The 19191-nt window shown below is 45.4% G+C and carries 11 protein-coding genes; 3 read left to right on the forward strand and 8 right to left on the reverse strand.

Annotated elements, in window-relative coordinates; translation table 11 throughout:
* Positions 1 to 34 precede the first annotated feature (34 nt).
* Positions 35 to 1396, forward strand: coding sequence for a histidine phosphatase family protein (locus QUB63_RS21755; protein WP_332947389.1), 1362 nt, complete (start codon positions 35 to 37; stop codon positions 1394 to 1396).
* A 431-nt stretch (positions 1397 to 1827) separates the two neighbouring features.
* Positions 1828 to 3138, forward strand: a complete 1311-nt coding sequence (locus QUB63_RS21760) for a dihydroorotase (protein WP_332947390.1) — start codon at positions 1828 to 1830, stop codon at positions 3136 to 3138.
* Between the two features lie 78 nt (positions 3139 to 3216).
* Here the strand turns inward: QUB63_RS21760 and QUB63_RS21765 are convergent, their stop codons facing one another.
* The 3 genes from QUB63_RS21765 to QUB63_RS21775 form a co-directional block, all read right to left on the reverse strand.
* The gene (locus tag QUB63_RS21765) at positions 3217 to 4554 is read right to left on the reverse strand and encodes an adenylate/guanylate cyclase domain-containing protein (protein ID WP_332947391.1); all 1338 of its coding nucleotides are present in this window, start codon (positions 4552 to 4554) and stop codon (positions 3217 to 3219) included.
* Between the two features lie 5 nt (positions 4555 to 4559).
* Positions 4560 to 4943 carry a response regulator gene (locus QUB63_RS21770; protein WP_332947392.1) on the reverse strand — a complete coding sequence of 128 codons (384 nt, stop codon included), beginning with the start codon at positions 4941 to 4943 and terminating at the stop codon, positions 4560 to 4562.
* 129 nt (positions 4944 to 5072) lie between these two features.
* Positions 5073 to 7850, reverse strand: coding sequence for a HAMP domain-containing sensor histidine kinase (locus tag QUB63_RS21775; RefSeq protein WP_332947393.1), 2778 nt, complete (start codon positions 7848 to 7850; stop codon positions 5073 to 5075).
* Positions 7851 to 9121: 1271 nt separating this feature from the next.
* On the opposite strand from QUB63_RS21775, the gene QUB63_RS21780 reads away from it, so the two are divergent.
* Positions 9122 to 9910 (forward strand): 4'-phosphopantetheinyl transferase family protein, encoded by a 789-nt coding sequence (locus QUB63_RS21780; RefSeq protein ID WP_332947394.1) that lies wholly within the window; start codon positions 9122 to 9124, stop codon positions 9908 to 9910.
* Between the two features lie 521 nt (positions 9911 to 10431).
* On the opposite strand, the gene QUB63_RS21785 is transcribed toward QUB63_RS21780, so the two are convergent.
* The 5 genes from QUB63_RS21785 to QUB63_RS21805 form a co-directional block, all read right to left on the reverse strand.
* Positions 10432 to 11763: an adenylate/guanylate cyclase domain-containing protein gene (locus QUB63_RS21785; protein ID WP_332947395.1), complete on the reverse strand. Its 1332-nt coding sequence runs from the start codon at positions 11761 to 11763 to the stop codon at positions 10432 to 10434.
* Positions 11760 to 12152 (reverse strand): response regulator, encoded by a 393-nt coding sequence (locus QUB63_RS21790; RefSeq protein WP_332947396.1) that lies wholly within the window; start codon positions 12150 to 12152, stop codon positions 11760 to 11762. The genes QUB63_RS21785 and QUB63_RS21790 overlap by 4 nt, the downstream gene beginning before the upstream one ends.
* A 22-nt stretch (positions 12153 to 12174) precedes the next feature.
* Complete coding sequence (locus QUB63_RS21795) at positions 12175 to 14928, reverse strand: ATP-binding protein (protein ID WP_332947397.1); 2754 nt, start codon at positions 14926 to 14928, stop codon at positions 12175 to 12177.
* Between the two features lie 585 nt (positions 14929 to 15513).
* Complete coding sequence (locus QUB63_RS21800) at positions 15514 to 17772, reverse strand: PhoX family protein (RefSeq protein ID WP_332947398.1); 2259 nt, start codon at positions 17770 to 17772, stop codon at positions 15514 to 15516.
* Positions 17773 to 18134: 362 nt separating this feature from the next.
* Positions 18135 to 18875 carry a response regulator transcription factor gene (locus QUB63_RS21805; RefSeq protein ID WP_332947399.1) on the reverse strand — a complete coding sequence of 247 codons (741 nt, stop codon included), beginning with the start codon at positions 18873 to 18875 and terminating at the stop codon, positions 18135 to 18137.
* Positions 18876 to 19191 lie beyond the last annotated feature (316 nt).

Below are 19191 nucleotides of genomic sequence, written 5' to 3' on the forward strand. Positions count from 1 at the left end.
AATCTAAAATCTAAAATCTAAAATCTAAAATCGAATGACCCGCATTATCTTAGTCCGTCACGGCAAAAGCACATACAATCAAGAACGCCGCATCCAAGGCCGCCTCGACAAATCAATTTTGACAGAAGCAGGCCGCGCTGGCGCCCTTCAAGTAGGCGACATCCTGAGCAGTATCACCTTTGATGCCGCCTATACAAGTCCCCTGCAACGAGCCAAAGAAACAGCCGAAATCATCCTGTCGCGCTTGACAAATCCGCCAAAACTCCAACCAACCGATAAATTGATGGAAATCGATTTGCCATTGTGGGAAGGAATGCTGCGCCAAGATGCGATCGACCAATTCCCCGAAGCATATCAGCAATGGCAACAACATCCAGACAAATTTTCCATGAAAATCCCTTCCCCCGAAGGAGAAATCGAACACTTTCCGGTACTAGCAGTTTTTGCTAGCGCCCGCAAATTTTGGGAAGAACTATTATCGCGCCACAGTTCGGGCACAATTCTAGTAGTAGGTCACAACGGAATCAACCGCGCCCTCATCGCTACAGCCTCAGAAATTGCCCCGAGTTACTACCAATCTATTCAACAGTCTAATTGCGGAATTAGCGTCATTAATTTTGGAACTTCTTCTGCTGCTAACGACAAGCAAACAGAGCCAAAACCAAAAATTGCAGTTCAATTAGAATCGGTGAATTTAACAGCCCATACCGGAGAAATATTCCCCAAACCGAGGGACGGACACAGCGGGCCGCGGTTATTGCTAGTACGTCACGGCGAAACAGACTGGAACAGAGCAGGTAAATTTCAAGGACAAATAGACGTACCTCTCAACGATAACGGCCGCGAACAAGCTCGGCAAGCCGCAGAATTTCTTAAAGATGTAAAATTAGATTTTGCCATCAGCAGTTCTATGCTGCGCCCGAAAGAAACTGCGGAAATTATTCTCAAACATCACGGCGACTTGCAACTAGAACTCCGCGACGAATTGCGCGAAATTAGCCACGGACTTTGGGAAGGAAAATTTGAATCAGAAATAGAAGCATCCTATCCGGGTTTGCTCGAAGAATGGAAAACATCTCCTGAAAACGTGCAAATGCCCGAAGGAGAAAATTTGGAGCAAGTTTGGACAAGGGCGATCGCAGCGTGGCGAGAAATTGTAAAATCAGTTTCGGGTACAGGAATTGTCGTTGCCCACGATGCCGTCAACAAAGCCCTTCTGTGCCACCTGTTCGGTTTAGAACCCGAACATTTCTGGAAATTCAAACAAGGAAACGGCGCCGTTAGCGTAATCGATTATCCCCACGGCCCCGATGGTTTGCCAGTATTGCAGGCGATGAATATCACAACTCATTTAAGCGGCGGCGTTTTCGACCAAACAGCAGCCGGAGCACTCTAATTTTTCCGGTGTCAACTTAAGTCTAAAACCATTGAGAAATCTCGCTGATAGCGTAGTCTAGAGCCCCCTAAATCCCCCTTAAGAAGGGGGACTTTGAGAATACTCCTAACCTTTCTTAAGAAGATGGGGACTTTGACTGCTTCCGGTTCCCCCCTTCTTAAGGGGGGCTAGGGGGGATCGAAGGCCTAATTATCAAACAGTAGATTGATAGCACGTTTAAAGCTTAAGTTAACACGAATACCAATAGCCTCCCCAACGCTTCACCGGACAAATCTCAGAACTTTAATAGCAACCACCAAACATCCTTAATTCCAGAAACCCTTGCTTTCATTCCCACCTCCCTCTTCCCTCTTCCTTCGCGTACTTCGCGTCTTCGCGGTTCCATCATCCGTTAAATCCGTTACAAAATCCGTTGCCGAACTTCCTTCTATATGACTCGCGAACTGCTACAAAACATAAGAGTAATCGATCCAGTTTCAAAGATCGATCGCACCGCTGATATTCTAATTAAAGAAAATCAGATCGAAGCAATCGAAGAAAACATTACCGAAATTCCCGCCGACACAGAAGTCCGGGATTGCCGAGGCCTAATTTTAGGGCCAGGATTAGCCGATATCTACAGTCATAGCGGAGAACCGGGTTTTGAGGAACGAGAAACCCTCGAATCCTTAATGCACGCAGCGGCGGCTGGCGGTTTTACGCGCGTAGCAATTTTACCCGATACCTCGCCGCCCGTGGACAATTTGGCCGGTTTAGCTTTGTTGCAGCAACACATCCGCAATTTGTCGCCCTCCCTACCCCGCTTGTATTTTTGGGGCGCGCTGACAGCGGGCGTTAAAGGGCAGCAGATGGCCGAGTTGGGGGAGCTGGCCTCCTCTCCAGTAGTGGGGTTTGCGGACGGTTTGCCGCTGTCTAATCCGGCTCTGGTGAGGCGTTTGCTTGAGTATATCCAGCCTTTGAATAAGTCCGTGGCTTTGTGGCCGTGCGATCGCACTTTAGCCGGAAATGGCGCAGCGCGGGAGGGTGCAGTCTCCGTGCGCTTGGGTTTGCCGGGAATTCCCGCGAGTGCGGAAACATCGGCTTTGGCGGCAATCCTGGAGTTGGTGGCATCTGCGGGCACTCCCGTTCACATCATGCGCGTTTCCACCGCCCGCAGCGTGGAATTGATTCGAGATGCTAAGGCGCGGAATTTGCCGGTGACTGCGAGTGTCACTTGGATGCACTTGCTGTTGAATGTCGGCGCAATTTCTGGAAACTCTCAAGATTCCGGCGGGAAAAACGCTCTAACTGCTTCCTTTGCCTACGATCCGAATTTACACCTCGAACCGCCTTTGGGCAATCGCAGCGACCAGTTAGCCTTAATTCAAGCTGTGAAAGATGGGGTGATTGATGCGATCGCGATCGACCACAATCCGCGTACTTACGAAGAGAAAACCGTGGCTTTTGCTGATAGTCCCCCAGGGGCGATCGGCTTGGAATTAGCTTTGCCTTTGCTGTGGCACGGACTCGTGGAAACAGGCGAATTTTCGGCTTTAGAACTGTGGCGAGTTTTGAGCTCCGGCCCCGCCGTTTGTCTCGGACAAACCCCCGCTACGGTGGCGCCGGGTGTCTCTGCTGAGCTGATTTTGTTCGACCCGGACATGAGTTGGACTGTTGAGGGGCACAGTCTGAAGTCGCGATCGGCAAATACGCCTTGGTTGGGACAGCAATTAGCAGGAAAAGTTCTACAAACTTGGGTTTAAGGACAGCAGGAGGAAGAGGGGGAGAGGGGGAGAGGGGGAGAGTGGGAAAATTAGCAATTAGCAATTAGCAATTAGCAATCAAAAAAAATCCGACTTACCTTCAGGTAATCTCAACAGCATTTCCTGAGAGCGTTTTAGGTAATTTTGCGCTACGCAATCTAGCGGATTTTTACGCGCGCACTCAGCAAACAGTTGTGCCGCTTCTTTATGTTTGCTCGCAGTGTAGTTCCACAAAGCTTCCAAAAATATGTTAAAAGTCGCTAACTTCCCCTCCTTCACGAACGGCGGATCGGCATCAAATACTTCATGAATCGTCACCAACTCTGATTTACCTTTAACTCGAACCCTACCAATATTTCGGCTCGCATATTTCGGGTATTCACTTACATTTAACTGTAAAAAAGTATTGTGAGTAATTAACATCGACACCCCGTAACTTTTCGTCATAGTTTCCACGCGGGAGGCTAAATTCACCGCATCGCTAATCACCGTACTGTCCATCCTCGTTGTTCCCCCAACAGTTCCCAGCATCAGGTTCCCCGTATTGATACCGATCCCAATTTTAATCGGTGTAAAGCCTTCGCTAACGCGGTGTTTATTGTAGTCGTCGAGACGGTGCAGCATAGGAATTCCAGCATTCACGGCATCGCTGGCACTGTGACCGAACAAAGCCATAATTGCATCGCCAATGTATTTATCAATAAAACCGTTATTTTCAATAATCGTTGGCTCCATGCGGCTCAAATAAGAATTAATAAACTTGAAATTTTCCTGAGGAGTCATCCCCTTAGAAAGAGTCGTAAAATCCCGAATATCGGAAAATAAAACAGACATTTCCTTTTCCACGCTGTCGCCGAGTTTGATATCGACTAAGCTGTCACGGCCCAGCAGCGAGACAAATTCATTCGGCACAAACCGTCTCGCAGCCTTAGTTAATTGTGATTGCAGTTCCAAGGCTAATTCTAACCTCTCATTCACTTTTTGCAGTTCGGCATTTTGTGCTGCTAGTTTTTTATCCTGACTGTAGCTGTGGACGGCTTCTGTCACGGTCAATTTCAAGTCTTCAGTTTGCCAAGGTTTGCCGATATAGCGGTAGAGTTTGGCGTGCTTAATCGCACTTCCCACAGCTTCAATTGTCGCCTGACCTGTTAGCATCACCTTGAGAGTTTTGGGAGAAATTTCGTGAACCCGCCTTAACAATTCATCTCCTTTCATATCAGGCATCACGTAGTCGGAGATAATTAAGGGAATCTCTTCTCCATCTTTCATTAGTTCCGCAACTAACTCTAGAGCATCCTCGCCTCCTTCGGCAATTTCAATCCGGTAAGTATTGCCTAAAGCATCTTTTAATTCAGCTTTGAGGCTTTTCAGTACCGTGGTTTCGTCATCGACGCAAATAATCACTTGTTTGCTCATAGCGATCAAGCAGTTTTAATGGTTTCGATTAACTCTTCTTCCGACCAAGGTTTGTGCAAACAGCGGTGAAGGTCGGCTTCGTCAAATGCTCTTTGAACAGCCTTTTCATCTGCTTGACCTGTCAGCATCACTTTCACTATCTTCGGAAACTTTTTATGGACGCGAATTAGAAATTCATCTCCTTTCATTCCCGGCATCAACCAATCAGAAACAATCAAGATAATCGCTGTATCATCGTCATTAAATTCATCTATCAATTCTAAGGCATCGGCGGGATTTTCCGCTACTTCATAAACGTAGGTATTGCCAAAGGCTGATTTGAGTTGAGTTTTGAGGCTTTTCAAAACTACTTTTTCGTCGTCAACGCACAGAATTACCGGTTTAGACATATTTTTTGCTCAGAGCGATCGTTCGTTGTTGACTCTTGAATGTATCCCTGATTTGTAGGGATCGCTGCCTGTAAAAAAGCGCATAACGCAAGTTGCCGAAGCGATACGGGCAATGCTTGGCTACTTAGATTATCCGGGATTGACGGGCAGGGAAACGGTAAAAGTGGTTTTGCCAGGAACCGATGCAACTTCGATTGTCCCGCGATGTTTTTCAATTATTTTTCTGACAATATCGAGTCCTAAACCTGTGCCTTCACCCAGTGGCTTAGTTGTGAAGAAAGGCTCGAAAATTTTGGCAATGACTTCTTCAGGAATTCCCTTGCCGCTATCCGTGACTGCGACTTTGACACGATTGCTTTCTTGAAAAACATCGAGGGTTAATGTGCCTTTATTGTCCATCGCTTGCAGGGCATTGTGGATGAGATTTGTCCACACCTGATTTAGTTGATCGGGATAGCAGAGTACAGGTTCTATTTTTTGAAAGTTGCGAAATACTTCTACACCGTGTTTGAGGTTATTTTGATACAGGGTGAGTACGGTTTCTATGCCTTCAACTAAATCCGATTGAATCATCACTTCTGAGGAGTCATGTCGGGCATAATTTTTCAGAGCAAAGACGACTTTTGAGGCTCGATCCGTTGCGGTATTAATTGTTTGAGTACCTCGCTGGATTTCTGTGAGTTTGTAAGCCATGTCTAAGATCAGATCGCGATCGGGTTTTTGCAGCAGAGACAAAAAGTCATCGGCTTCATAAATCCCCATGTCTACTAAGGTGTCGGCGATATCATCGGCTTCGTCAATGTTTTCGTCTTCGAGTTGACCGACTAAAGTTCGCTTTAATTTCCTTTCTTCTTTGGCTGTCAAAGTTATATCTTTTTGCAGCGATTGATTTAGTAACATGAAGAAATTATCTGCTTCTTCGGGAGAAAACGATTGAAAAAGTGCAGGCAAGTTGGAGAGGGTTTGTCCCAAGAATTTGCTCATATTTCCGGCACTGGATCTGATCGCACCCAGCGGAGTATTTAGTTCGTGGGCAACTCCCGCTACTAATTGTCCTAAAGCAGCCATTTTTTCTGAATGAACTAACTCTTGTTGGGTAGTTTGTAGGTGGTCTAATGCTGTTCTGAGTTCTTGCGTCCTTTCACTAACTTGAACTTCGAGAGTGCGGTGGTATTCGGCTACTAATTTTTCGGATTCTTTGCGTTGGGTAATGTCTGCAAAAGCTGCGATCGCATAATTCACATTCCCCTTTTCATCATAAATTGGCGTCCCCCAAACTTCGATCGGAATAGTCCTGTTAGGCTGATGAATTTCTATATCGTCAGCGTTGACACTTGCCCCTCGAAAAGCACAAAGTATCGGGTCTTTTTCTTGAGGGTATATTTCCCCGCTATCGGCGAGATAAATTTGATATACCTCTCGAATTTCTGCGGATTTGATATCGTCAACTATGCCTTTCCCAAGCAAGGATTGAGCCCGAGAATTAACGTAGTAGGGTTGACCGCTAGGTTCTGCTACAAATATCCCGACCGGCACGGCTTCTAAAATTTGGTTCAGCCGGCTTTTACTCTCGGATAATTCGGCGTTTAAACTCTGCATTTCCTCAAAAGACAATTGCAGTTGTTCGGCCATACTTTTAAATGAGTTAGCAAGTTCGCCTACTTCATCATTGCGGTTGATTTCTACAGTTTTACCCCACTGACCTTTAGTAATATTTTTTGCTGCTTCATTCAAATATAAAATTGGCTTTGTTACCCATCGGGCTGTGAGTACGCCGACAATCATAGCTGCCGCTAAGGCTGCAATACACAGCAAAACAGTAGTTTTATTGTTGGCATTAATTTGTTCCAAGAAATCAGATTCGGGAATAATTACTACAATCAGCCAGTCCAAACCTTTATCATCTTTAAGGGGAGTAACTTGCATAAATTGTAGCTCGTCTTTAATCTTCAAGCTAAGCTGTTGGGTTTGCTGAATGTTGTTGAGGTTGCCAAAGTGTTCTTGCAGGTATTTAGTAGTGAGGCTGATGGCGGCGTTTTGGCTAGCCGTTGCCTGAATTCTTTCTGTATCTTCACCCTTGATTAGATATACCGGATCTTGAGTTGATGTCGTAATTAATTCGCCCGATCGCTCTATAATAAATGTCTGCCCAGATTTGCCAATTTTTAACTTCTGGAGGAACTCGTTAACTCGGGAAAACAGCAAATCCGTGCCGAAAATTGCCTGCAACTGTCCCGATTCGTCGTATAACGGTTGCGCCGCTGTAATTCCCAGTCCTTTGCTGGTAAAGTCGGCGTAAATTTTGCTCCAAGTTGCCTTTTTTGCTTCGCTTGCTGCTGTGTACCAGGGACGAATTCGCGGGTCAAATTTAGGTTTTACTTTAACTAAGTTAGTGGGTTCGCCCCGGTTGTTTGCAGCATAATAATTCATGCTGCCGTCTGTAAGTTCGCTGCGTTCTTGCAATAAAAAATTACCCTCATTCGTGCGCCGCGCGGCAATAAAATCTCCGCCTGGAGTGGCAATATAGGTAACGCTTACTGTGTCAAAAGTTTGCAGTTGCTTCCAGAAGTGGCGCTGTATTCTTGGAGTATCTTGCAAGTTGAGATCTCCCAGTTCAAAAGCGTTGGCTTTGAATTGATTTAATTGGTGGGGAAATGTCATGTATGCTTGGACTCGTTCGGAGATGCGATCGCTAATTTCTTGCTGCAATTTGGTAGCAACTTCGTTAACCGCTTGCTGTCCGTTGCGAAATGACAAATACCCCACAACGCCCACTGCTGCGAAGATTTGCAAGACGAAGGGAACTATCAGAACTGTTCGCAAAGGGAGGGAACTAACTGCTTTTGCGACTAATCTCCGAGCAGATTTGGTGGGTTTTAAAACTTTGATGTTTGAGGGAGTAGTCATGCTTGGAAAAACTTGTTGCTTAGGAAATATTTTCTCGATTTAATTAGTTGCACCCAACAAGTTATGATTTGTTATTCCAGCACCCTGATTTTGAATTTGGCATTGCTATAATACAGACCACGACTTGGCGCTGCATTATAGCAAATCGTCTGCAAACAGCGATCGCGCCATCTAATACTTCTTTATTGAACCCGCCCAAAAACGGATACAAGTTTCCGACACTCGTCGTGAGAACCCCAAAATTTTCGACTATTATTCAAGCTCCCAGATTCTCTGCGCTGCAAGTAAATCTAAAATCTCAAACCTAAAATCTACAATCGACTGACTGTGTTACAACTCTAGTTTAGGTGGCAGACATCCACCTAGAAAATTGGATGCCTACTCGCAAGCATCGCCATACAGTATTTCCCTTTTCCTCAGTGCTGTCAAAAAAATGATGCTGTAAATCCGCAGGCAGTTCTCCTGGCGATCGCACATACAAAAAATTTCACAAATCCTTGATATTTGCTATCACGATCGCAGTTTATTTGACACAATGAATCAAAGAAAAACAACTGTAATTAATTCTACCACAAAATAGAGTGAATATCCGGATTCTTTGGGAATTTGTTGCAGTTCCAGTCCAGGACGCAGAACTTCTAGATGTAGGGTGTGGCGTGCATCACCTTACTTGCCGCTATGAGTAGCGTGTAAAACCACTTTTTGGCGTTAGTCCTAAGTTGTTAACTCGTAGATTATAGCTCAGCGCCAGCTTTCTTTGCCCCCGATCGCTCCCAGGAAAAATAAATATACCCTTGCCCCTTACCTCTACCGTTTTTTGCGATAAACACGGGAAAAACGCGATTGTTTTCAAGGGAAATTGGGAGCGGATATCCGGATTTTGAGCGAAGGACAAACGCTAAATATTCCGGATTTTTGACCTGAGATATGAAATAAACATATTCGGTATTCGCGATCGCATACATTAGCAATTTGTCTTAATTGTTTAAGCCAATTGGCTTCATTTTGGCTTTTTCAGGTCGCTGACAGCAAAAAGGGTGCGATCGCCCGATCTCCGGTGAAATCTAGCTAATACAAAACAATATCGAGACTCGCGCTCTTCCGAGTGCAAGTGCGATCGCCAGACTCAAGCAAAAAATTAGTCTCTCTCATGGTAAAATCCCTTGTAATTGGCGCTTTCACGTCGAAGAACACGCCTGCCCAGGAAACAACTCCCACCGCCTTTTCGCCCCCATACTTCGATCGATGGGGTCGTCGCCAGAGACGATGTTTTGACCCACAAGCCCAAAAAACAGGGTAAATACATGATTGCTGTTGTTCCTTCGTGGAATTCCCCACCGCAAAACCTCACATTAGACATCAACGAAATTCATGTTTGGCGGGTCTCTCTGGCTCAAACGGCGTCTTGCTTGCAGAGTTTACAACAGACTCTCTCTACCGACGAACAGACAAAAGCAGAGCGTTTTCACTTTCCAAAAGGTCGATCGCAATTTATCGTGAGTCGCGGCGCGCTGAGAGCAATTCTGAGTCGCTATCTGCACCTAAATCCCAGCCTTCTACGCTTTGACTACAACCCCTACGGCAAACCCTCACTCATCGTCGCCCAAGCTGGAGATACCCTGCGTTTCAATTTATCTCACTCTCACGAACTTGGGCTAATTGCAATTACCAAAAATCGAGAGATTGGCGTCGATATTGAACGCATCAATCCCAACTTTCCTTGTCAGGAGATTGCTGAAAACTTTTTTTCCCCCTTAGAAAACACTGTGTTGCGTTCCCTCCCCAAACATCTCCAAGCCAAAGCTTTTTTCACCTGCTGGACGCGCAAAGAAGCCTACATTAAAGCAGTCGGGAAAGGACTTTCTCTTCCCCTGAATCAGTTTGATGTCAGCCTCGCACCTGGAGAACCAGCAGCGCTGTTAAATGTTGAAGAAAACCCCGAAGAAGCATCGAGATGGTCTTTAATTGAATTAATTCCAGGTTCAGATATGGTGGGGGCTGTTGCAGTTGCAGGAGATTGCTCGAAACTTCATTGTTGGGAGTGGACAGGCAAGTTTTGAGTTATGGTTAGTAGTAAAGAATCCAAGTCATTCTTCAGGTTCGCAGTCAGGAATACAAGTCCTTAGTTGAACTCATTTGCCAAGACACCCTCGGCTTCGACTCAACTGAAAGGGAGCATCTCAGTTTTGCATTTACAGTGCGAGCTTAAGAGCTCGCACTGTAAAAAAAATGTTTTTTGCAAAAAGGAGATGCTCCCAACTGAAACGAGTTAAAAAAAATAATGCAACTGTAGGCCCATGCTCCAAACCCTTATGCAATAAGTCATTTCTTATCTAAAATCTAAAATCTAAAATCTAAAATGTATCAGACTGTTCTCTTCTTTAGGACACCGGACACCCGACGCTCATCAACCCGGTTTATGAGTGTATTTATCGTTACTAAACCCATAATTTTTCCGAGCAAGCGCGTTTCTCACCCAGAGACTAAAAAAACCTGGTCTTTGAGTTAATATTGTGGACTAAAACGCATAAATTTAGTTCATATTCCCTGTTGATTCATAGCTTTTGCATCCCGGAATGTATTAAATAAAGTCCGATCGACTTTGGGGAAATATTACGTGCATTTCCTGACAGCGTTGCAGATAATTTTGGGCCACCTTATCCAGCGGATTCTTTCGCACGCAATCAGCAAACAGTTCGGCCGCTTCTTGATGTTTAGCAGCAGCGTAATTATACAGTGCTTCGACAAATACGGGTAAAGTTGCTAACTTGCCCTCTTTCAATTGTGGTGTATCGGCATCAAACACTTCGTAAATCGTCACCAAATCCGATTTACCTTTTACTCGAACACGACCGATATTTCGGATTGCGTAACTTGCCGCATCGCTCAACTGTAAAAAAGTATTTTGAGTAATCAACATCGACACCCCGTAACTTTTCGTCAAGCTTTCCACCCGCGAGGCTAAATTCACCGCGTCGCCAATCACCGTACTGTCCATCCTGTTAGTTGACCCCACTGTTCCTAACATCAATGAACCCGTATTGATGCCAATCCCAATTTTAATAGGTGCGTAGCTGCAACTCATGCGATGTTGATTGTATTCGTCGAGACTGTGCAGCATAGAAATTCCAGCGTTCACGGCATCGCCTGCACTGTGACCGAACAAAGCCATAATTGCATCGCCAATATATTTATCAATAAAGCCGTGATTTTTAATAATGCTTGGCTCCATTCGACTCAAATAGGAATTAATAAAATTGAAATTTTCTTGAGGAGTCAGCCTCTCAGAAAGAGCCGTAAAATCCCGAATATCTGAAAACAATATTGACATTTCCTTTTCCACGCTGTCGCCGAGTCGAACGTCGCTCAAGCTATCGTGGCTTAGCAGCGAGACAAATTCATTCGGCACAAAGCGTTTAGCAGCTTCTGTTAATTTTAATTGCTGTGACAGGGCAAATTCTAACTCTTGATTGATTTTCCGAAGTTCGGCGTTTTGTTCTGCTAGTTTTTTATCCTGACTGTAGCTGTGGACGGCTTCTGTTACAGTCAGTTGCAAGTCTTGAGTTTGCCAAGGTTTGCCGATGTAGCGGTATAGTTTCGCCTGTTTGATGGCATTTCCTACCGCCTCAATAGTCGCCTGACCCGTCAGCATCACCTTGAGAGTTTTGGGAGAAATTTCGTGAACTAGCCGCAACAATTCATCTCCTTTCATGTCAGGCATTACGTAATCCGAGATAATTAAAGGGATTTCATACCCATCTTCGAGCAATTCAGCAATTAACTCTAGGGCATCTTGACCTCCTTCGGCAATTTCAATCTGATAAGAATTGCCTAAAGCCTCTTTTAATTCTGTTTTAAGACTTTTCAGAATAGTTTTTTCATCGTCAACGCAAATAATGACTTGTTTTGTCATAGCGATAAGGCCGTTTTAATGGTTTCGATCAGCTCTGATTCCGACCAAGGTTTCTGCAAACACCGATGGAGGTTGGCTTCGTCAAAGGCCCTGTTCACCGCCTCTTCATCGGCTTGACCTGTCAGCATAATTTTTACTATGTTCGGGAATTTTTGATGAACTATAACCAGAAATTCATCTCCTTTCATTCCTGGCATTAACCAATCCGATACAATCAAGATAATTGAAACGTCCTCGTCATTTAATTCATCAATCAACTCTAAAGCCTCGGCTGGATTTTCCGCTAGCTCATACAAGTAAGCATTCCCAAATGCTGATTTAAGTTGGGTTTTGAGGCTGTGTAAAACTACTTTTTCGTCGTCAACACACAGGATGATTGGTTTAGACATTTTTGCTGGCTCAACTAATTGTTTACGGGAGATTGACAGGCAGAATAACCGTAAAGGTAGTTTTGCCGGGGACAGATTCAACTTCTATTTTACCGCGATGTTTGTCAACTATTTTTCTGACTATATCGAGACCCAAGCCGCTGCCTTCTCCGGGGGGTTTAGTTGTGAAGAAGGGAGCGAATATTTTGGGCATGACTTCTGGAGGAATTCCTTTGCCACTATCCCTAACTCTGACTTTGATAGAGTTGCCTTCTTGAAGGATATCTAGAGTTAATGTGCCTTTATTTTCCATCGCTTGCAGGGCGTTGTGAATCAGATTTGTCCATACCTGATTCAGTTGGTCTACATAGCACAGCACGGGGGGTATTTTTTGGAAGTTGCGGATCACTTCTACGCCGTGTTTGAGGTTATTTTGATACAGGGTGAGTACGGTTTCTATGCCTTCAGTTATATTAGATTGAACCATTGCTTCTGATGAGTCGTAACGGGCATAAGTTTTCAGGGCAAAGACGACTTTAGAAGCGCGATCTGCTGCGGTATTAATTGTTTGGGTTCCTCGCTGGATTTCTGAGAGTTTGTAAGCCATTTCTAAGATACGATCGCGATCGACGTTTTGCAGCAGAGATAGAAAGTTGTCGGCCTCGTAAATCCCCATATCCACCAAGGTGTCGGCCATATCATCCGCTTCGTCAATGTCTTCATCTTCGAGTTGACTAATCAAAGCCCGCTTTAACTTCCTTTCTTCTTTCGCTGTTAAAGTCATATCTTTTTGTAGCGAGCGATACAGTAATTCGCAGAAATTTTCAGATTCGGCGGGGGAAAGCGACTGAAACAGTGAGGGTAAGTTGGTGAGAGTTTGACCCAAAAATTTAGTCATATTTCCAGCACTCGATCGAATTGCACCCAGTGGAGTATTCAATTCGTGAGCAACTCCGGCGACTAATTGACCTAAAGCTGCCATTTTTTCCGATTGAATCAACTCTTCCTGAGTGGTTTGCAGGTTGTCTAATGCTGTTTTGAGTTCTTGGGTTCTTTCGGCGACTTGGACTTCGAGAGTGCGGTTGTATTCCGCTACCAATTTTTCGGCTTGTTTGCGTTGGGTGATATCGGCAAAAGCTGCGATCGCATAACTCACCTTTCCTTTGTCATCATAGATGGGCGTTCCCCAAACCTCGATCGGAATAATCCTGTCAGGCTGGCGAATTTCCATATCGTCAACGTTAACGCTGATTCCTTTAAAAGCATTAGCAATTGGCTCTTTTTCTGCCGGATAAAGTTCGTTTGTACCTGCCAGATAAGCTTGATAAATCTCTCGAAGTTCCTCCGAAGTATTAGCGACTATACCTTTACCTAATAAATTCTGAGCGCGAGAATTAACATAATAAGGTTTGCCGCTAGAATCAGCTACAAATATCCCCACCGGAACCGCCTCTAAAATTTGATTGAGCCGGCTTTCGCTCTCAGACAATTCAGCATTCAAAGCTTGCATTTCTGTGAAGGATACTTGCAGTTGCGCCGCCATGCTATTAAATGAGTTTGCAAGTTCCCCGACTTCATCGTCGCGGTTGAGCTTTACACTTTTTCCCCATTCACCTTTAGCAATATTTTTGGCAGCCTCGTTCAAAGATAAAATCGGTTTTGTCACCCATCTCGCCGTAACAACTCCGACAATTATCGCCACAATCGAAGCAGCAGCGCACAACAAAATAGTTGCCGTAGTGTTGGCATTAATTTGTGCCATGAAATCCGCTTCTGGAACAACCACTACAATCAACCAATCCAATCCTTTGTCATCTTGCCAAGGCAGAACTCGTAAAAATTGTTTTTTACCCTCAACATCAAATTCTAGTGACTGCGAAGTTTTCAGAGATTGGAATTCGTTAAAATTGGTTGCTAAATATTGAGCCGTGGTTTTGGTGAAAGTATTTTTACTGTCAATTGCTTTAACTCGTTCGGCTCCGTAGTCTTTTTGGACGGCGTGAAACGGTGTTTCTCCTGTGGAAGTTGCGACTAACATTCCCGATCGCTCGACAATAAAAACCTGTCCGGTTTCCCCGATTTTCAAGCTTTGCAAAAACTTGCCAATGGTGGACAAATTAATATTAGTTAGCAGCACGCCTTGCAATTTGCCTTGTTTGTCGTAGAAAGGCAGAGATGCGCCGAGATAAGCAGTAATGCCGGCCGTATTGGGATAAATCTCGCTCCAGGTGGGTTTGCCAGCAGCTACCGCAGCTTTGTACCACGGGCGAGTGCGCGGGTCGAAATTAGTTTTGTTGTTTAATAATTGGCCGATTTCGCCGGATTTAGTGGTAGCATAGGTGCGAAAATCATAGTTACTTGCTGCTGTCGATACTCTCAAAGTCAGCGAGCCGTTGTCGAGCCTTTCGGCGCCCAAGTTGTCTCTTTTTTCTAACCCTAAACCCGTAAAAGTGAGCGTGTCAAATATCTGAAGCTGCCGCCAAAAATGACGCTGTAAAACAGGTACATCTTGCAGGTTCAGGGTACCGATATCGATCGCCGCAGCATTGATCTGGTTGACCTGATGGGGTACAGTCAGGTAAGTAGCCAGATTTTGTTCGACGCGGCTGCCTACTTCTGCCATCAGTCGATCGGCAATTTCGTTGACTGCCTTTTGCCCGTTTTTAAATGAGAGATATCCTACCAGTCCCACCGCCGCGAAAATTTGCAAGACGAAGGGAACTATCAAAACTGTTCGCAGGGTTCGGGAGCGAGCAGTTTTTGCTGCTAATCTGCCAGTAGATTTGGTGTGGTTCACAACGTTGGTGCTTGTTTTTCGTAGAAACCGATTTACGCTCGTAAGTTTTATCCCTGTTATTCACTGTTGTCAAAGTCTGCTGATGAAAGTAGATGCTACCTGTGAACTGCTAGCGCACCGCAGAACTCTACAACATTTTTTTTATGCTCGAATTAATAAAATAAAAACGCCTGCTTTTGATTGTACAGCAAAGTAGACTTACTCTCCCGATAATTGGGGCATTTGTTGCAGTTTTTAACTCAGACAGAGCGCCTCCACCGCCACAAGCCTCGCTAAGCAAGCGATAATTCGCTAGGCAAAAATTTATCTGGTGTTTGACATGAGACAGATCGGCCATATATCTTAAATTGTCTGAACCCATTGGCCCATTTGTGAATGGCGGATGTCGCTCTCGCTGCTGGGCGATCGCCCTATTGTCTGTTATGTTCCAGAGCCAGAGCGGGAGAGAGCCAGAGGGTTCGAGGATTCTTGCTAGTTTTGATACGGAGAAATATACAAATTAAATGCAGTACAGTCTGTAGGGTGCGCCATAAGCACCTTACCCCCACGGACACCGTGAAAATTGATCGATTGCGTAAGTCCTAACTAAGTCAGCCGCTGAGAATTCAACCGCCGAATTGCCACCACCGCAGGTTGAGGCGGACTGTTAACTTTTTTACCCGGCCAATTAGAGCCTACAGGCACTTTTCTAGTCTGCACAAATTCCTTACCATCAATAGTTTTCATGGCAAACTTGCGGTTGTCCGCTGCCATATCCTTCCGCATCCCGTTGACTTCTCCCGGATGCTGAACCGACAAAAACAAAGTCTTTTCATCCTCAGTAAAAAACGGCCCAGTAGTTTCGCACTCCATCGGCCCAATTCCAAACAAGAAAGCCTCCCCAGCACTCGGGCCAGAAGCCGGCAAAAACCAAATCCCATTGTTACCGTACAAACCGCGCAAATTAGATTGGCTAATCGGTTTTCCATCCTTATCAACTCGGCCTGCAGAAACAGCCCCATTGAGTTTGTCAGAAGACATATCATTAACCATCCAAACATTGCCGCCCTTGTCAATTACCAAATTATCTGGATTAGCAAAACCCAACCCGCCCGAAGCCGGTTCGCCGCCCGTCGCAAACATTTTCCACTGGAAACTCATTGCAGACGGCTCGTTACCATCTTCAATCAAGCGCATAATCCAGCCGTATTCGTAAGGTTTGCCGTCCTTTCCTTGAAAAATTCGCAAATCCGGCCCGCCGTCGCTGTCGCTTGCAGAACCGGAAGTAAAGGTAATGTAGAGAGAACCGTCAGGAGCAATTTCAGTGTCTTCGGGACGAGCAGTGCAAGTAGCTCCTGCCGCACTTGCGGCATAATGAGCGTCTATTAAAATTGCACCTTGTTTTTCCTTAGCCGTGCCTTCGTAGAGGTTGTCTAAAGTCTTAAACTTCTGTTTGAAAGCAACGGCTTCTGCATCTTTTTCGACTTTGAAAAAACCGCCTTCAGGCCGCAGCGGCAAATTAATTATTCCGCCTGCATGAACGCTAGGCAAATCTGGATTGACAGGCGTGTCAGCTTTTAATGCAATCCACCTACCGGTGCCGTCAGCATTAAACTTAGCAGCATAAAGCATTCCGTCTGTCAACAGCTTAGAATTAGCTCGATCTTTGGGGTCTTTAACTGCGTTTTTGCTAACGAACTTGTAAATATGTCCGCTGCGCCGATCGCACCCCGAGTAAAATGCTAAAGGTTTTCCGGCTACTACGCGAATGCCGACGGCTTCGTGGCGGTAGCGTCCCAGCCAAGTGTGTTTGGTGCCGTAGTCGATCGGGTTCGCCGGATCTACTTCTACCATCCAGCCGTATTTATTCCCCGCCAAGCCGAACGGATTACCCAAACCGCCAATTTCTTCAGCATCGATGTAGAAATTTTTCTGGCTTGGATCGAAAGATGTACCGTCTGCAAATACAGGTTCCGGCACGAAATTTTGGATGTTTTCTTCAGCACTAAAAACCGTTCCCCAAGGCGTAGTTCCGCCCGCACAGTTATTAAAAGTGCCGATAATTTTCGGGCCCAATTTGTCCGAGTAGCCTTTACCTTTTTTGTTGAACACGGCTACCGCCGGCCCGGTGGATTTCAGGTAGCGCCCGTCTTCTAGACCGGAAATGCCCGTAATTCGGCGCTCGGCTGGAGAATGCGTTCTTACCCATTTTCCCTCATCATTTATTTTAACAGAAATTACCCCAATTCCCACATCAATCAAAGCTGCTTTCGATACTTCCACAACCATTTTTTTCGTCGGGTCTTTGTCCGCAGCAGCAAACGCATTAATTCCCGCTTTTCCGGCCGGTGTAGCTGCCGCTTCTAACTTAGCAAAAGGCAGAGATTTGCCAATAACTTTTTGATAAGTTTGAATCCAAGGCTTGGCACTGATGTACTCGAAATTAACTGTCAAAAATCCCTGATTTTTGCCTGTTTCTACAAAAGAGAGATAGTCATTGTTGTAGCCGAAGTGAGAATCGCCCACTTTGTCTCCCCAAGCAGCTATGATATCGTAGGTAAAGCCTTCGGGAAGCAGGAGATCGTCTGCTACTTCGCAAGCGCTGTAAGCTTGCATTTGCTCCTGGGCGGACAGGCTGCTAATGGGGATGAATTGTCCGCTTTCTGTTAAGGTGCTGCCCTTTAGCAAAGGCATCGGCCCTTTGACTGGTTGAAAGTTTATGCCTCCTGGAACATTCGCAGTATCCTTCGCAGAATTAACAGCATCTGGGAAGGGCATGGCAAATTTTTGTTCGCAAGAATTGAGTGCAACACTACCGGCCGTTGCACTTAAGAAAAGTAGGAATTCTCGACGCTTGATAGTCATAGGTAAACAAATGGTTAAGGACTGAGCATCAGCTAAATCAAAACTAAATTGATTGTCAGTTTTTTGGGATATTGGGGCGAGAAATCTCTGTTTTCTTTCGCTTCGATGCAAACCGCGCGATCGCTTGCAGAACCCCAATCTCTCACTTTTTGTAACACAAGCCCCGCGACTCAAGCAAAGCGGTAGGGTGCGCCAGCAAAGGTAATTCTTGATAATTACGGCCAATCTCTAAACTGACGCACCATTTATCCCGGGCGTGCCCCTAGGATAATTGCCCTACACATACAAATAAGGACACAAAATTGTTGTGTCCATACAGAATATTCGACTGCAACTTGCAACCGTACAACTGATTGAAAAAATCAACCAAATCGATAGCCAAACCCCCGTACCGTAATGATATATTCCGGTTGGCCCGGATCGATTTCCAACTTTTCGCGCAGCCAGCGGATGTGAACGTCAACTGTTTTGCTATCTCCGATAAAATCTTGACCCCAAATTTTTTCCAGCAACTGATCGCGAGACCAAACTCGCCGGGGATTACTCATAAATAGTTCTAGTAAGCGAAACTGTTTAGGAGAAAATTTTACTTCCAGGCCGTGAACCAACACGCGGCACTCTTCAGGATACAAAGTGATGCTCTTATATTGCAGCATCACCGGTTGCGGTAACTGACCGAGGCGCTGGCGCCGCATCAGCGCCCGACAGCGAGCGATAAACTCACGCATTCCAAAAGGCTTGGTGAGATAATCATCCGATCCGGCTTCTAGATAAAAAGCGCAATTGTTGGCACTTCCTCTAGCACCGACAATCAAAATAGGTACGGGATTTCCTTGATGCCGTAACATTCGACACAGATCCAAACCGTTAATTGAATCCATAATTAACAGGTTGAAGGCAAATTCACCGTGGTATGACGAGGAAGCCTGCACAGAAGGCAAAGCGTTGCGCCCGTCGCTAGTAACCACCACCTCATAGCCCTGTTCTTTCAGAGCTAAAGCTAGCATTTCCCGCAACAGGTCTTCACCTTCGAGTAACAAAATGCGGCCGGCTTGTCCAACAGCCAGCCTTGAAGGACTTTCGCTTAATTCAGCAGAAGACATAAATATCAGTGGGAGTTATGTTTGTATGTGGCTAGCGGGAGGTGCCTTCTTCAGTAGCTGAGGCACTCTCGCGCTGCGATCGCTGTGTACGATCGACTGTTCAATCGCTTATAATCCTTCGCCAGTCCATCCGACAGACATACGCTCGACTATTTCTACTTGCTCGTGCAAGAAATATAGCCGTTGAGCAGTTGCGATAGCTGCGCTGTCTGCCTCCGTCCAGGCGTTAGAAGCCCGGTCATTGTTAGGGGTCGGTATTACTTTGTAAAACATTGCCCGCTTGTAATTGACCAGGTAACACCCAATCTATAGGGAG

The sequence above is a fragment of the Microcoleus sp. ARI1-B5 genome (genome assembly GCF_036705795.1).
Classification (GTDB): domain Bacteria; phylum Cyanobacteriota; class Cyanobacteriia; order Cyanobacteriales; family Microcoleaceae; genus Microcoleus.

What these genes read in the sequence shown, in the direction of transcription:
- QUB63_RS21800 (WP_332947398.1), bottom strand. Translation starts at nt 17,772, where the DNA reads ATGACTATCAAGCGTCGAGAATTCCTACTTTTCTTAAGTGCAACGGCC.
- QUB63_RS21765 (WP_332947391.1), bottom strand. Translation starts at nt 4,554, where the DNA reads ATGAGCAAACAAGTGATTATTTGCGTCGATGACGAAACCACGGTACTG.
- QUB63_RS21770 (WP_332947392.1), bottom strand. Translation starts at nt 4,943, where the DNA reads ATGTCTAAACCGGTAATTCTGTGCGTTGACGACGAAAAAGTAGTTTTG.
- QUB63_RS21790 (WP_332947396.1), bottom strand. Translation starts at nt 12,152, where the DNA reads ATGTCTAAACCAATCATCCTGTGTGTTGACGACGAAAAAGTAGTTTTA.
- QUB63_RS21785 (WP_332947395.1), bottom strand. Translation starts at nt 11,763, where the DNA reads ATGACAAAACAAGTCATTATTTGCGTTGACGATGAAAAAACTATTCTG.
- QUB63_RS21760 (WP_332947390.1), top strand. Translation starts at nt 1,828, where the DNA reads ATGACTCGCGAACTGCTACAAAACATAAGAGTAATCGATCCAGTTTCA.
- QUB63_RS21775 (WP_332947393.1), bottom strand. Translation starts at nt 7,850, where the DNA reads ATGACTACTCCCTCAAACATCAAAGTTTTAAAACCCACCAAATCTGCT.
- QUB63_RS21805 (WP_332947399.1), bottom strand. Translation starts at nt 18,875, where the DNA reads ATGTCTTCTGCTGAATTAAGCGAAAGTCCTTCAAGGCTGGCTGTTGGA.
- QUB63_RS21755 (WP_332947389.1), top strand. Translation starts at nt 35, where the DNA reads ATGACCCGCATTATCTTAGTCCGTCACGGCAAAAGCACATACAATCAA.